The organism is Caulobacter sp. SRI_008 (genome assembly GCF_057586355.1).
This window is the reverse complement of sequence record NZ_JBYCZS010000001.1, coordinates 176,400-190,353: the sequence shown is the minus strand read 5'-3', so window position 1 is coordinate 190,353 and position 13,954 is coordinate 176,400. Positions and strand designations below refer to the sequence as shown.

General features: G+C 68.0%; 8 protein-coding genes. 5 read left to right on the top strand and 3 right to left on the bottom strand.

Features of this window, described 5'->3' with window-relative positions; all coding sequences use genetic code 11:
• Positions 1-28 precede the first annotated feature (28 nt).
• The 3 genes from AC2YHT_RS00900 to AC2YHT_RS00890 all read left to right on the top strand — a co-directional run bounded on the left by AC2YHT_RS00900 (position 29) and on the right by AC2YHT_RS00890 (position 4,249).
• Positions 29-559, top strand: a complete 531-nt coding sequence (locus AC2YHT_RS00900) for a hypothetical protein (RefSeq protein WP_487287725.1) — start codon at positions 29-31, stop codon at positions 557-559.
• A gap of 161 nt (positions 560-720) precedes the next feature.
• Complete coding sequence (locus AC2YHT_RS00895; RefSeq protein WP_487287724.1) at positions 721-1,809, top strand: DUF3667 domain-containing protein; 1,089 nt, start codon at positions 721-723, stop codon at positions 1,807-1,809.
• Between the two features lie 187 nt (positions 1,810-1,996).
• Positions 1,997-4,249, top strand: a complete 2,253-nt coding sequence (locus AC2YHT_RS00890; RefSeq protein WP_487287935.1) for a TonB-dependent receptor — start codon at positions 1,997-1,999, stop codon at positions 4,247-4,249.
• A gap of 201 nt (positions 4,250-4,450) precedes the next feature.
• Here AC2YHT_RS00890 and AC2YHT_RS00885 read toward each other — a convergent pair whose 3' ends face one another.
• From AC2YHT_RS00885 to AC2YHT_RS00875, 3 genes are all read right to left on the bottom strand, one after another.
• Complete coding sequence (locus tag AC2YHT_RS00885; protein WP_487287723.1) at positions 4,451-5,206, bottom strand: SDR family NAD(P)-dependent oxidoreductase; 756 nt, start codon at positions 5,204-5,206, stop codon at positions 4,451-4,453.
• 89 nt (positions 5,207-5,295) lie between these two features.
• Positions 5,296-6,909, bottom strand: a complete 1,614-nt coding sequence (locus AC2YHT_RS00880) for an alpha-L-fucosidase (protein ID WP_487287722.1) — start codon at positions 6,907-6,909, stop codon at positions 5,296-5,298.
• 14 nt (positions 6,910-6,923) lie between these two features.
• Complete coding sequence (locus tag AC2YHT_RS00875) at positions 6,924-8,891, bottom strand: glycoside hydrolase family 97 protein (protein ID WP_487287721.1); 1,968 nt, start codon at positions 8,889-8,891, stop codon at positions 6,924-6,926.
• Positions 8,892-9,028: 137 nt separating this feature from the next.
• Here AC2YHT_RS00875 and AC2YHT_RS00870 point away from each other — a divergent pair, with 137 nt between their 5' ends.
• Both AC2YHT_RS00870 and AC2YHT_RS00865 read left to right on the top strand, forming a co-directional pair.
• Complete coding sequence (locus tag AC2YHT_RS00870) at positions 9,029-11,482, top strand: glycoside hydrolase family 3 protein (RefSeq protein ID WP_487287720.1); 2,454 nt, start codon at positions 9,029-9,031, stop codon at positions 11,480-11,482.
• Between the two features lie 271 nt (positions 11,483-11,753).
• Positions 11,754-13,709 (top strand): sialate O-acetylesterase, encoded by a 1,956-nt coding sequence (locus tag AC2YHT_RS00865; protein WP_487287719.1) that lies wholly within the window; start codon positions 11,754-11,756, stop codon positions 13,707-13,709.
• The last annotated feature ends 245 nt before the right edge of the window (positions 13,710-13,954 follow it).

The following is a 13,954-nucleotide window of genomic DNA, read 5'->3' as shown; positions in this document are numbered from 1 at the left end:
TTGGGGCGCCGGTCACGGGGGACACCGCATGACCGAGACCACGCTCAACGCCGAGACGCGCCTGCCGGGCCTCGACCTCTGGGATCAGATGAACGATCCGCCGCCTCGCGAGGTGCGGATCCTCGACGTCATCCATCGGATGTACGACTTCAATCAGGACCGCACCAACACCCAGGAACGGCGCGTGCTGCACCTGCGCGCCCTGCAGGTGCTGGAGGGAAAGCCGGTCCTGGTCGAGAAGCGGGTCATCCAGGACAGCCTGATCTTCTCGGCCCTGGGATCGTCCGAGCGGACCTTCGCCAACCCGCTGCTGGCCTGGAACGCCATGGAGGCCGTCGCCGCCCGCAACACCAAGTTCGCCTTCACCGACACGCGTCCCCAGACCTGTTCGCCGGAGGTGGCCGAGCTCCTGGCGGGAACCGTCGGCGCGCCCGCCTTGTCCTATCGACACGACGCCATGGACAACGAACATCAGACCTTCTTCAACGTCGAGCAGTGGGCCGTGGGCATGAAGCTGCGCACGCTCGAGGGCAAGGCCTACTGGGACTGGCTGGACTAAGGCCGGGAACGGGCGGTCGGCGCCCTCCGCCTGGGCGGAACGGCCGGGATCTTCGCGCTTCGGCGTTCCCAGGTGCGTGTTCGGTCGAGTCGTCATACATCGTTATGCGAGCGGTCGGCGAAATCGCGCCCGGGGCGTGATCGTGGCGTTGGGGGGCTTGCGTGAAGGAACTCGAGGCGATCACCGGCGGGGCGTTGGGCGGCTGGCTGGCGCGGTTCAAGTCGGACGGGCGCTCGTCCCATGCGCCGCCACCGCCCGGAACCAAGTGCGAGAACTGCGAGACCGAGCTGGTCGGCCACTTCTGCCACGCCTGCGGCCAGGAGGCGTCGAACCATCACAGGTCGATCCTGCACGTCACCTGGGAAGCCATCGAGGGCATGTTCCACCTCGACGGCCGGCTGTGGCGCACCGTGCCGTGGCTGTTCGTGCGGCCGGGCCGGTTGAGCCGCGAATATCTCGACGGCAAGCGGGCGCGGCACGTGCCGCCGTTCCGCCTGTTCCTGGTCTCGCTGCTGCTGTTCATCCTCTCGGCCGAGACGGTGATCCACAAGTCGATGCACGACGCCCAGCATGGGGCGGGCCACGGCGCTCAAGCCCAGGCGGAGGCCGGTCACGACGAGCACGGCAAGCCCGCGACGGCGGCCGGCCACGACAAGTCCGCCAAGGCCGACGCGACGGTCCAGGCCGTGCCCGGCCAGGTCGCCTCGGAGCTGCGCGACTCTCTGAAGAAAGACGGCGTGTTGACCGACAAGCCGGGCGCCGATGGCAAGCAGCAGTTCGTGGAGTCCGATCCCGACGCCCCCGCCGCCGAGAAGGCCCGCAACGAGTGGTTCAACACCCAGCTCAGCAAGGCGATCGCCACGCCCGGCTACTTCATGGTGGTGGTGTTCGGTTGGGGCCACCGGCTGGCGGTGCTGATGCTGCCGATCCTCGCCCTGGCCCTGGGCGCCTGCTATTTCTATCGCCGCAAGTTCTTCATGTACGACCACCTGATCGTCTCGATGAACTACCTGTCGTTCGTCTTCCTGCTCTGGGCTGTGGTGTTCGTTCTGCCCAAGCCGGTGAAGGACATCGCGATCCTGGCGGCGTTGATCTGGGCGCCGGTGAACCTGTTCGCCACCCTTCGGGGCGTCTACGGGTCGAGCGTTTTCGGCGCGGTGGTCAAGACGGGGTTCGTCTGGTTCACCACCCAGACCGCCTTCCTGCTGCTGATCCTGGGCCTGCTGTGGCTGGGGCTGTCGCAGATCTGACGGCGCATGCCGCTTTATTGTTCGTAAGCTGACATTATCCCCAACCGGCGCCAGCGGCTGTCATGACAGTTTCGCAAGCGCCTGTTACGCGGACGCTGTTCTGTGGAAATAATCAACAACCACAGGCGCTTCTACGTAAAAAGGGGATTACTTCGTGTCCAAGTCCATGATCGCCCGGTCGGCGCTGATGCTGACCTGTGCGATGGGCGCGCTCGCCAGCGCCGCCGTCGCCAACGCCCAAGAAACCGCCGACTCGACCAGCCTGGAAGAGATCATCGTCACCGCCGAGCGCCGCTCGGTGAACCTGCAGGATACGCCGCTGTCGGTCGCCGTGGTCGGCGGTCAGGACCTGCGCGCCCTGCAGGCCGGCGGCGACGACATTCTGGCGCTCGCCGGCCGCGTGCCCGGCCTCTACGCCGAGACCACCACGGGCCGCATTTTCCCGCGCTTCTACATCCGGGGCCTGGGCAATATCGACTTCTACCTCGGCGCCTCGCAGCCGGTGTCGATCATCCAGGACGAGGTCGTGCTCGAGCACGTGGTCCTGAAGTCGAACCCGGTGTTCGACGTCCAGCAGGTCGAAGTGCTGCGCGGCCCGCAAGGCTCGCTGTTCGGCCGCAACACCACCGCCGGCATCATCAAGTTCGACACCGCCAAGCCGACCCAGACCCTGCAGGGCCAGGCCCAGGCCTCGTACGGCAGCTACGGCACCACCACCTTCGACGGCGGCATCGGCGGCCCGATCGTGGCCGACAAGCTGGCCTTCCGCGTCTCGGCCCTCTACCAGCACCGCGACGACTGGGTGGACAACACTTTCGCCGGGACCAGCGCCGACGGGACCAAGACGCCGCAGAGCGACGCCATGGGCGGCTTCGACGAGCGCGACATCCGCCTGCAGATCCTGGCCACCCCGACCGAGAACCTGTCGGTTCTGGCCTCGGCCCACGCCCGCAGCTACGAGGGCACCTCGACCCTCTTCCACCGCGCCGGCCTGAAGAAGGGCTCCAACAGCACCCAGTACGCCGAGCGCGACAAGGTCGCCTTCGACGAGGCGGTCAACAACCCGCAGGCCTATGACACGGTCGGGACCTCGCTGAAGATCGACTACGACTTCGGCGGCGTGAAGCTGACCTCGATCAGCGCCTATGAGGGCACCGACGGCTACAGCCGCGGCGACACCGACGGCGGCGCGGCGGCCAACTTCCCGGTCGGCGGCGTGGCCAACGGCTATGGCCAGTCGCAGGGCGCGGTGAAGGACCTCGACCAGATCACCCAGGAAATCCGCCTGGCCAGCGATACGGACGGCGCCTTCAAGTGGCAGGTCGGCGGCTTCTTCTTCGACAGCCGTGACATCACCAACTTCTACCAGCGCGCCTACTTCGTCCGCACCAACCCCAACAACTGGGTGTCGCTTAAGAACGCCAACACCTCGTGGGCGGTGTTCGGCCAGGTCAGCTATGACCTCTCTGACAAGCTGACCCTCACCGCCGGCCTGCGCGAGACCGAGGACACCAAGAAGACCACCCTGCTGAAGACCGCCGACACGGCCGCCGGCGCGGTGACCTACACCGGCCGCCGCTATGTGAAGATGTCCGACACCCAGCCCAGCTGGGACCTGTCGGCGCTCTACAAGGTGACCGACGACGTCAGCGTCTACGCCCGCGTCGCCCGCGGCTTCCGCGGCCCGACCATCCAGGGCCGCTCGGCGGTGTTCAACAGCGACTTCACCACGGCGAACTCCGAGACGATCCTGTCGTGGGAAGCCGGCTTCAAGAGCCAGCTGCTGGACAACACCCTGCGCCTGAACGCCACGGCCTTCACCTACAAGGTCGAAGACATCCAGCTGAACGGCAACGACAGCAACGGCAACGGCGTGCTGTTCAACGCCGACAAGGCCGAGGCCTACGGCATGGAAGCCGAAGCCCAGTGGAAGCCGATCGCCAACCTGACCCTGACCGCCGGCCTCTCGCTGCTGCATAGCGAGATCAAGGACAAGCGCGTCTACGCCCAGGTCTGCATGCTCAACAGCGTGGTGGTCTGCACTGTGCAGAACCCGACGATCACGACGTCGAACGGTAACGTCTACGCCCAGATCGACGGCCAGCCGCTGCCGAACGCGCCGGAGTACAACATCGACTTCACCGCGCGCTACGACATCCCGCTGGGCAACGGCGGCCTGCTGTTCGCGGCCACCGACTGGAACCAGCAGGGCTACACCAACTACGTCCTCTACAAGACCAAGGAGTTCTACTCCGACGGCAACTTCGAGGGCGGCGTGAAGCTGGGCTACTCGGCTCCGGGCGGCGCGTATGAAGTGGCCCTGTTCGGCCGCAACATCACCAACGAGAAGAACCTCAAGGGCGTGATCGAGAACTACATGGCCTCGGTCTTCAACGAGCCCCGCATCGTCGGGATCTCGGTCAGCGCCAAGCTGCGTTGATCTGATCTACTGACCTGAAAGAGCGCCCTCCGAGCTTCGGCCCGGGGGGCGTTTTTCGTTGGGGGGAAGAGAACTCGTTTCTTCCGTAAAATCCCCGCGAAAGCGGGGACCCAGGCTTTTTCTGAAACCCACGGCGCTCGACGATAAAACACCTGGGTCCCCGCTTTCGCGGGGATTTTACGGTGGAAGGGCCCGAAGGCCTCAGAGCGACTGCCCGTCGTCCACCGTGATCACCGACCCCGTCACCGCCCGCGCGGCGTCCGACACCAGGTAGAGCGCCGTCGCCTCCAGGTCCGAGGTCTCCATCAGCCGTTTGCGCGGAAAGCCCGACACCAGCTTCTGCCCGCCCTCGGTGCTGAACCAGTCGTCGTTCAGCTCAGTGCGGATGTAGCCAGGGCACAGCACATTGACGTTGATACCCTTGCTCGCCCACTCGCGGGCCAGGCTCTTGCCCATGTGGGCCGTGGCGGCCTTGGAGGCGCAGTAGGCGGTGATGCCCGGCAGCACCTTGTGCGCGCCGATCGAGGCCACCAGCAGCACCCGGCCGCGGGCCTCGACGCCGGCCCTGATCATCCGCCGCGCGCCCTCGCGGGCGGTCAGGAACACGCCCCGGGTGTTGACCCCGATGATCTTGTCGAAGTCCTCGATGGCGATATCCAGCGCCGAGGCGCGGACGTTGATCCCGGCGTTGGCGATCACCGAGTTCGGCGGGCCCCAGGCGGCTTCCACCGCGTCGTAGGCGGCGATCACCGAGGCTTCGTCCTCGACATCCATCGAAACCGCCAGGGCCGAGCCGCCGGCCGCCTCGATCTCGCGGACCAGGGCGGCCAGCCTGTCGGCCCGCCTTGCCGCGACCGCCACCCGCGCGCCGGCCCGGGCGGCCGCCAGGGCCAGGTTCGCCCCGATGCCCGACGAGGCGCCGGTGATCAGCACGGTGCGGCCGGAAAGGTCGGTCATGGCGTATGCTCCCTCGGTTTCGGAAGGGAGCATACGGGTGTTTGAACTGTCCTGAAAACACCTCTCCTATGAGGAGAGGGAGCGGTATTTTACACGAGCCCCGGTCCTTCGATCTTCACCACCGGGGTGAAGGCCGGGCGGCGTTCGGGCAGGGTGATCTTCAGGCCCTTGTCGTCGCGGCTGAAGGGCAGGGGATCGCCGCCGAGCAGCGACACGCGCCGCACCTCGCCGCTGGCATGGGGCGCGCCCACCGCCAGGCTCTCGATGACCATCTCCCGCCCGGGCTCGACCAGCGGCAGGGCGTAGAGCGCGCCGGCCTTGGTGGTGAAGCGGATGTCGGTGGCCTCGAACGGCTTGGCGTCGCCCTCGTTCTGCATGCCCTCGACGAGACGCGTCGGACCCTCGCCGTAGATCTTCCACGGGCGGGTCGAATAGATCGCCTCGCCGTTGACGGCGATCCAGCCGGCCATGTCGGCCAGCACCGCGGCTTCCTTGTCGTCGATCGAGCCGTCGCCGCGCTGGGGGATCGACAGCATCAGCGTGCCGTTCTTGCTGACGACATCGGTCAGGCGCTGCACCACGTCTTTCGCGGTCTTGTAGCCGTTGCGCTCATAGAGCCCCCGGTCGTAGTGCCAGTTGCCGATGCAGGTGTCGGTCTGCCAGGGCTCGTCGCGCAGCCGGTCGGAGAAGCCGCGCTCGACGTCCTCGACGATGGCCTTGCGCTGGAAGGGCGTCAGCTTCTTGCCGGTCACCACCACGTCGGTGCGGCCGGTCTGGCGGACGGCGTTGTTGTAGAAGTGCGCCGTCGCCTCCAGCCCCGCCTGGCCCAGCGGCAGGGCGTAGTTGTCGAAATAGACCATGTCGGGCTTGTAGCGATCGACGAGGTCGTTCTGGCGCAGCAGCCAGTTGCGTACGAAGGCGGGGTTGTTGGGCGGCGGCGTCTCCAGCCACTCGCCGTCGTGCTTGTCGTGCCAGGCGTTGGCCTCGGCGATGGAACCGATCCCGTCGGGGATCACCATGTTGCGGCCGGTATAGAGCTGCTGCGGGTCCAGGCCCTGCCACCACTTGCCCTTGCCGTCGGCCTTGGTCAGGCGGAAGGCGTCGTAGCGCTGGCCTTTCAGCGGCCCTTCGGCGTCGTAGCCATAGGCTGTCTGCCACCAGTGCCAGGCGTGGGCGGCGTGGTTGGAGACGGCGAACTTCAGGCCGTGGTTGCGGGCGACCTTTTCCCAGGTCCCGACGATGTCGCGACCCGGACCCACCCGCGTGGTGTTCCAGGCGTGGTGGCGGCTGTCGAACATGTCGAGGTTGTCGTGGTGGTTGGCCATCGACATGAAGAACTTCGCCCCGGCGGCGACATAGGTCTTCATCAGCGCCTCGGGATCCCAAAGCTCCGCCTTCCAGCGCGGGATGAACTCCATGAAGCCGAACTTGGTCGGGTGCCCGTAGGTCTTCACGTGGTGTTCGTAGAAGGGGTTGCCCTGCTGGTACATCTGCCGGCCGTACCAGTCGCCGTACTCGGGCACGCACTGCGGACCCCAGTGCGACCAGATGCCGAGCTTGGCGTCGCGGAACCAGTCGGGCGTCCTGTAGCCGGCCGCCAGCGACTCCCAGCTGGCCTTGAACGGCCCACGGGGAGCCGCAAGTGCGGGAGAAGCGGCGAGGCCGGCGGTCGCGCCCAGAAGCGCGCGGCGAGTGAAGGGCATGGCAAGCTTATCCGTTACTGGACCGGCGTCAGACGCGCGGCCGCGCCGCCGCTGGCGGCGAGTTTCAGGGTCAGGGTCGAGGTGGCGGACAGGGTGGGATTCGAACCCGCAAGGCTGGTGGGGGTCGCCCCGTCCTGACGGACATCGGCCTTCCACGATCCCTTGCCCAGGAAGTCGAGCGGAACCTTCACCGTCCGGGCGGTCTCGTTGTTCAGCGCGCCGATCCACCATTCGTCGCCCTTGCGGCGGGCCACCACGATCGACTGGCCGATCTCGCCGGTCACGTAGCGGATCTCGTCCCAGGTGGTCGGCACGGCGCCGACGAAGTCCAGGCCCTCGGGGCTTTCGGCATAGGTGTCGGGGCTGTCGGCGACGATGGTGAAGGGGCTGTCGAAGACCACGAACATCGCCAGCGCCTGGCCGCGCGTCGTCTGCACGAAGGGCAGCCTGTCGCGCGGCTCGAACTTGTCGGGCGAGACGTTGCGGAAGCCGCCGGGGGTGTAGTCCATCGGCCCCAGCAGCATGCGGGTGTAGGCGAGATTGACGTTGTGGGTGGCGGTGATCCGCGCGCTCCACTTGTTGTACTCGGCCCCCAGCACGCCTTCCTGGGTCAGGTAGTGCGGATAGGTGCGGATCAGGCCCGTCGGGTGATAGGCGCCGTGCAGGTCGACCATCAGGTGGTGCTCGGCCGCGCGCTTGAGCAGGCGGTGGTAGAAATCGACCATCGCTTGATCGTCACGGTCCATGAAGTCGACCTTGATGCCCTTGATCCCCCACTTCTCATAGAGGGGCAGGGCCTCGTCCATCTGGGCGTCCAGCGCCTTCCAGTTCAGCCACAGCCAGATGCCGACCTTCTTGTCCTGGCCGTAGGAAACCAGGCCCGGCAGGTCGAGCTCGGGCTTGGGACGGGTGACGTCCGCCCCCGGCCGCACCACCGAGGCGCCGCCGGCCCCGACGTTCCAGCCCTCGTCGATCAGCATGTATTCCAGGCCGTTCCTGGCGGCGAAGTCGATATAGGCCTTGATGGTCTCAGGGTTCATGCCGGCGTTGGGCACGGCCTTCAGCGAGGGGCCGTTCCACCAGTCCCAGGCGGCCTTGCCCGGCTTGATCCAGCTGGCGTCGGCCACCACCGACGGCGCGCTCAGCGTGGTCAGCAGTGTGTTCTCGACCAACTGGCCGGCCTTGGGCGCGATCATGATCACCCGCCAGGGCGAGGCGACGTCGGCGCCCAGGCGGGTCTTCACCGCCGTGCCCGAGCCGTCGAGGCGCGGCGACAGCTTGACCGACAGGCCCAGGCGGCCGTCGCCCCGGCCGGTCAGGTACATGCCCGCCCAGTCCTTCAGGTCGGCCTCGGCGATGGCGAAGGCGGCGTTGTCGCCCTGGCAGACCACCGGGGCGTCATAGAGATTGTGCTCGCGGAACTTCGAGGCCTGGACGGCGTCGAACTCGCCCTCGTGGCTGGTGCCGAACTTGCCGAGGTTGAGGCCGTGGCAGCCGTAGTCCCTGGGGAACGAGAACCCCGTCACCTCGTCATTGACGTTGGTCGCCGCCGTCGCCTCCTGCTGGGGCAGCACGTAGCGGAAGGCCACGCCCTGGTCGTAGGCGCGGAACACGACCCGTAAGCGGCGGCCGCTTTCTTCCTGGAAGTCGACGGCCAGTTCGTTGCGCTTCTGGGCCACGTGGCTGACCTTGCCGGCCGGCAGGTCGTAGACGTCGTCGCCCGATCCGGTCTCCGCGCCGACGATCTTCACGCCGTACGAGAAGCGGCCGCCCTTGGAGAGCTCCAGGCCCAGGCCCGAGGGCGCGATCAGGGGCTTGCCCTTGTAAGCGACGGCGTAGCGCGCCTGTCCCGACTCGTCGGAGACTTGCACCGAGATGGCGCCGTCAGGGGAGGAGAGGGTGCGGGTTTCGGCGGAGGCTTCCGCCCCATACAGCGCTGTCAATGCGGCTCCCGCCAGCAGCGCGTTGCGAATGGCCCCCATGCATCATCTCCCCAAAATTCGTTGTCTCAGTGTTTGTCGTATTAATTAGACCGTGTATGGATCGACGTCGAGCTTTCGATACCGGTAACATTCAGGCGGCTTTCAGACCGTCGAAGCGCAAGGAAGAGCGGGGGAAAATGAAGACCAGGACCCTGACCATCGCCCTGATGGCGACCACCCTTCTGTCGGCTCCGGCGTTCGCCGCCGACGGTCCAAAGAGCACCGCCCATCCGGCCCTGTGGCCCGCGGCCAAGAGCCAGGGCCTGGTCGATCCGGCCACCGAGGCCTTCGTCGACGGCCTGCTGGCCAAGATGACGCTCGAGGAGAAGATCGGCCAGATGATCCAGGCCGACACCGCCTCGATCAAGGCCGACGACCTCAAGACCTATCCGCTGGGCTCGATCCTGGCCGGCGGCAGCTCGCCGCCCCTGGGCGCGCCCGACCGCTCGCCGGTCGGCCCCTGGGTCGACACCGTCAAGGCTTTCCGCGACGCGGCCGCCCAGCGCGGCGGGACCAACATCCCGCTGATGTTCGGCATCGACGCCGTGCACGGCAACAACAACGTCGTCGGCGCCACGCTCTTCCCGCACAACATCGGCCTGGGCGCCGCCCATGATCCTGAACTGATCCGCAAGATCGGCGCCGCCACGGGCCAGGAGACAGCGGTGTCAGGCTTCGACTGGGCCTTCGGTCCGACCCTGACCGTGCCGCGCGACGACCGCTGGGGCCGCGCCTTCGAGGGCTATTCGGAAGATCCGCAGATCGTCCGCCTCTACGCCCGCGAGATGATCCTGGGCCTGCAGGGCGCCGTCAGCGAGGGCCAGGCCCTGCAGAAGGGCCACGTGGCGGCCAGCGCCAAGCACTTCCTGGGCGACGGCGGCACCACCAACGGCAAGGACCAGGGCAATACGGAGGTGTCCGAGCAGGAGCTGATCCGCCTGCACGCCCAGGGCTACGTCCCGGCCATCAACGCCGGGACCATGACCATCATGGCCTCGTTCAACAGCTGGAACGGCCAGAAGATGCACGGCAACAAGTCGCTGCTGACCGACGTGCTGAAGGGCAAGATGGGCTTCGACGGCTTCATCGTCGGCGACTGGAACGGCCATGGCCAGGTCGACGGCTGCACCCCGACCAACTGCGCCCAGGCGGCCAATGCGGGCCTGGACATGTACATGGCCCCCGACAGCTGGAAGGGCCTCTATGACAACCTGCTGGCCCAGGCCAAGTCGGGCGAGATCTCGATGGCGCGCATCGACGACGCCGTGCGCCGCATCCTGCGCGTGAAGGCCAAGCTGGGCCTCTTCCAGACCGCCCGTCCGTGGGAAGGCCGCGAGGGCGTGGTCGGCAACGCCGATCACCGCGCCGTCGCCCGGGAGGCCGTGGCCAAGTCGCTGGTGCTGCTGAAGAACAACGGCGTCCTGCCGATCAAGGCGTCGGCGAAGGTGCTGGTGGCCGGCTCGGGCGCCGACGACATCGGCCAGCAGTCGGGCGGCTGGACCCTGTCGTGGCAGGGCACCGACAACAAGAACAGCGACTTCCCCAACGCCCAGTCGATCTATTCGGGCTTCAAGGAGGCGGTCGAGGCCTCGGGCGGCAGCGCCACCCTCAGCGTCGACGGCTCGTTCACCGACAAGCCCGACGTCGCCGTCGTGGTGTTCGGCGAGACGCCTTACGCCGAAGGCGTGGGCGACCTGAAGACCCTGGAATACCAGCCGGGCGACAAGACCGACCTGGCGCTCCTGAAGAAGCTGAAGGCCGCCGGCGTGCCGGTGGTGGCGGTGTTCCTGTCGGGCCGCCCGCTGTGGGTGAACCCCGAGATCAACGCCTCGGACGCCTTCGTGGCCGCCTGGCTGCCGGGCTCGGAAGGCGGCGGGATCGCCGACGTGCTGGTGGGCGACAAGGCCGGCAAGGCTCGCCGCGACTTCAACGGCAAGCTGTCGTTCAGCTGGCCCAAGACCGCCGCCCAGACCTCGCTGAACAAGGGCGACAAGAATTACTCGCCGCTGTTCGCCTACGGCTACGGCCTCAGCTACGCCAAGCCGGGCAGGGTGGCCAAGCTGTCGGAAGTCTCGGGCGTCACCGCCATCGCGGCCAACGACAGCAACTACTTCGTCGGCGGCAAGACCCCGGCGCCGTTCGAGTTCCGTCTGCTGCCGACTACCTCGGTGCACATCAAGCCGATCGACGCCGGCAACGTGCAGGAGGCCGGCCGCCAGCTGACCTTCGGCGGCGGCGTGCCCGCCGCGGCCGAGATCGCGGCCGACAAGGCCTTCGACCTGACCTTCCAGACCAACGCCGAGATCGCCCTGCAGATCGCCTACCGCGTCGACGCCGCGCCTTCGGCCAAGACGACGCTGGGCATCGGCGCCGGCAAGCTCGACGTCACCTCGGTGCTGTCGGGCGCCAAGGTCGGCGAGTGGAGCAGCCTGAAGGTGCCGCTGAAGTGCTTCCAGTCGGCCGGCACGGACGTCACCAAGGTCGAGGCCCCGTTCTCCCTGGCCACGGCCGGCTCGCTGACGGTCTCGATCAGCGGCGTGAAGCTGACCACCGACCCGACCGGCACGACCTGCCCGGCCAAGGCGGACTGATTGGGGATCGACATTCGGAACCCTCGGCCATTTTTCTCCGAGCATCCCCGCGAAGGCGGGGATCCAAGCCGAGCTCGGAGATAATCCACGGCCGCGCCACGCCCTGAAAGCCAGCTTGGGTCCCCGCCTTCGCGGGGATTTGACGGATTGGGGGAGGGGCGCTGCTGAATGTCGAGCCGACCTGACCAGAAGGATGTCATCCCGGCTCTCCGCGCTACGCGCTCCGGCCGGGATGACGAATTTTAGAGTAGCGACTAAGCGGAGACCTCGCGTGCGCCTGACCCGTCACCTGCTCGCCGGGGCGGCCGCCCTGGCCGTCGTGAGCCCCGCCGCCGCCGCGCCGCTGCTGGCCTCGGTGTTCACCGACCACGCCGTGCTCCAGCGCGACCGGCCGATCCAGGTCTGGGGCGTCGCCGCCCCGAACGCCGCCGTCTCCATCGATCTTTCCGGCCAGGCCGTGACGGCTGCCGCCGACGCCCAGGGCCGCTGGTCCGCGCAACTGCCGGCTCGCGCCGCCAGCGCCGCGCCGCTCACCCTTACCGTCACGGCCGGCGCCGAGACCCAGACCGTGTCCGACCTGCTGGTCGGCGACGTCTGGCTGTGCTCGGGCCAGTCGAACATGGAATATCCGCTGCGCCGCGCGCTGCAGGGCGAGGCCGAGGCTCAGAACGCCGCCGACCCGCAGATCCGCCTGCTGCAGACCGGCCGCACCAGCCTGCCGCATCCGACCGACACGCTGCCCGCCTACGCCGTCTGGAAGACGTCGAGCTACGACAGCGCCAACAACTTCTCGGCGGCCTGTTACTTCATGGGCCGCGAGATCAAGAAGACCACCGGCGCTCCGGTCGGCCTGATCGACGCCACCTGGGGCGGCTCGGTGATCCAGGACTGGATCAGCGGCCCGGGCCTCAAGGCGCTGGGCAACTATGACGAGGGCCTGTCGGTGCTGGCCGACTATGCCCAGGATCCCGCCAAGGGCATGGCCCGCTGGGGCGCGATGCTCGACCGCTGGGCCGCGAAGGTCGAGCCCCATGCCGCGAACTGGGCCAAGCCCGGCTTCGACGACCGCGCCTGGAAGACCATGCCGGCGCAGCAGTTCTGGGAGACCAATCCGGGCCTGGAGACCTTCGACGGCACGATCTGGCTGCGCGCCACGATCACCCTGACCAAGGCCCAGGCGGCTGCCCAAGCCAAGGGGGGCGCGACCCTGGTGCTCGGTCCGGTCGACGACATCGACACCACCTTCGTCAACGGCCGCGCCGTCGGCTCGCAGGAGGGCTGGGACGCCAAGCGCGCCTACGCCGTTCCCGCCGGCGTGCTGAAGGCCGGCGCCAACGTCGTCGCCGTGCGGGCGATCGACGCCGGCGGCGGCGGCGGGGCCTGGGGTCCGGCCAAGGACAAGGGCCTGAAGCTGGCTGACGGCTCGTTCGTGCCCCTGGGCGACAGCTGGCGCTACAAAGTCTCGACCAACCTCTCCGACACCGGCCTGCCGCCGCACGCGCCGTGGCTGGGGGCGTCTGGCCTGTCGACCCTGCACAACGGCATGATCGCCCCGTTGGCGCCCTACGGCGTCAAGGGCTTCGCCTGGTACCAGGGCGAGGCCAACGTCACCGAGGCTCCGGAATACGCCCGCCTGATGCCGGCCCTGATCGCCGACTGGCGCCGCGAATTCGCCGCGCCCGACGCGCCGTTCCTGATGGTGCAACTGGCCAGCTTCGGCCCACAGACCGACAAGCCCGGCGTCTCGCGCTGGGCCGAGCTGCGCGACGTCCAGCGCCGCACCGTCGCCGCCGACCCGACGACGGGCCTCGCTTCAGCCGTCGACATCGGCTCGCCCTACGACATCCACCCGGCCGACAAGCTGCAGGTCGGCCTGCGCCTGGCGGGCCTCGCCAGGAAGCTGGCCTATGGCGAAACCGCCCTGAACGCCTCCGGCCCCGCGCCGGTCTCGGCGGTTCGCGACGGCGCCGACGTCGTCGTCACTCTGGACCAGCCGGCGGTGGTCTACGGCTCGGCGCGCCCGGCCGGCTTCGAACTCTGCGACGCGCCCGAGTCGTGCCGCTTCGTCGATGCGACCGTGGACGGCGCCAAGGTCCGCCTAACGGTCCCGGCCGGCTACGCCGCCGTGAAGGTCCGCTTCGCCTGGGCCGACAGCCCGGTGCTGAACCTCTACGGCCACAACCGCCTGCCCGCGACGCCGTTCGAACTCAAAATCCCTCTCTCTTAGAGAGAGGGAGGGGCCCGCCGCGAAGCGGTGGGAGGGTGAGAGGTTTCACCGCTGGCCGGGAAACCCTGTGCGTTTGGCCAGGGCAGCCGAACGTCCGAGCCCCATCCTGAGAGATTATAACCTCTCACCCTCCCACGCCTTCGGCGCGGGCCCCTCCCTCTCTCGATGAGAGAGGGGAATTTCCACTCCAGCCCCGCTCGTTAACCAGCAACCCCTGGCGTCACAACGCTTTCCCTCCTCGGAAA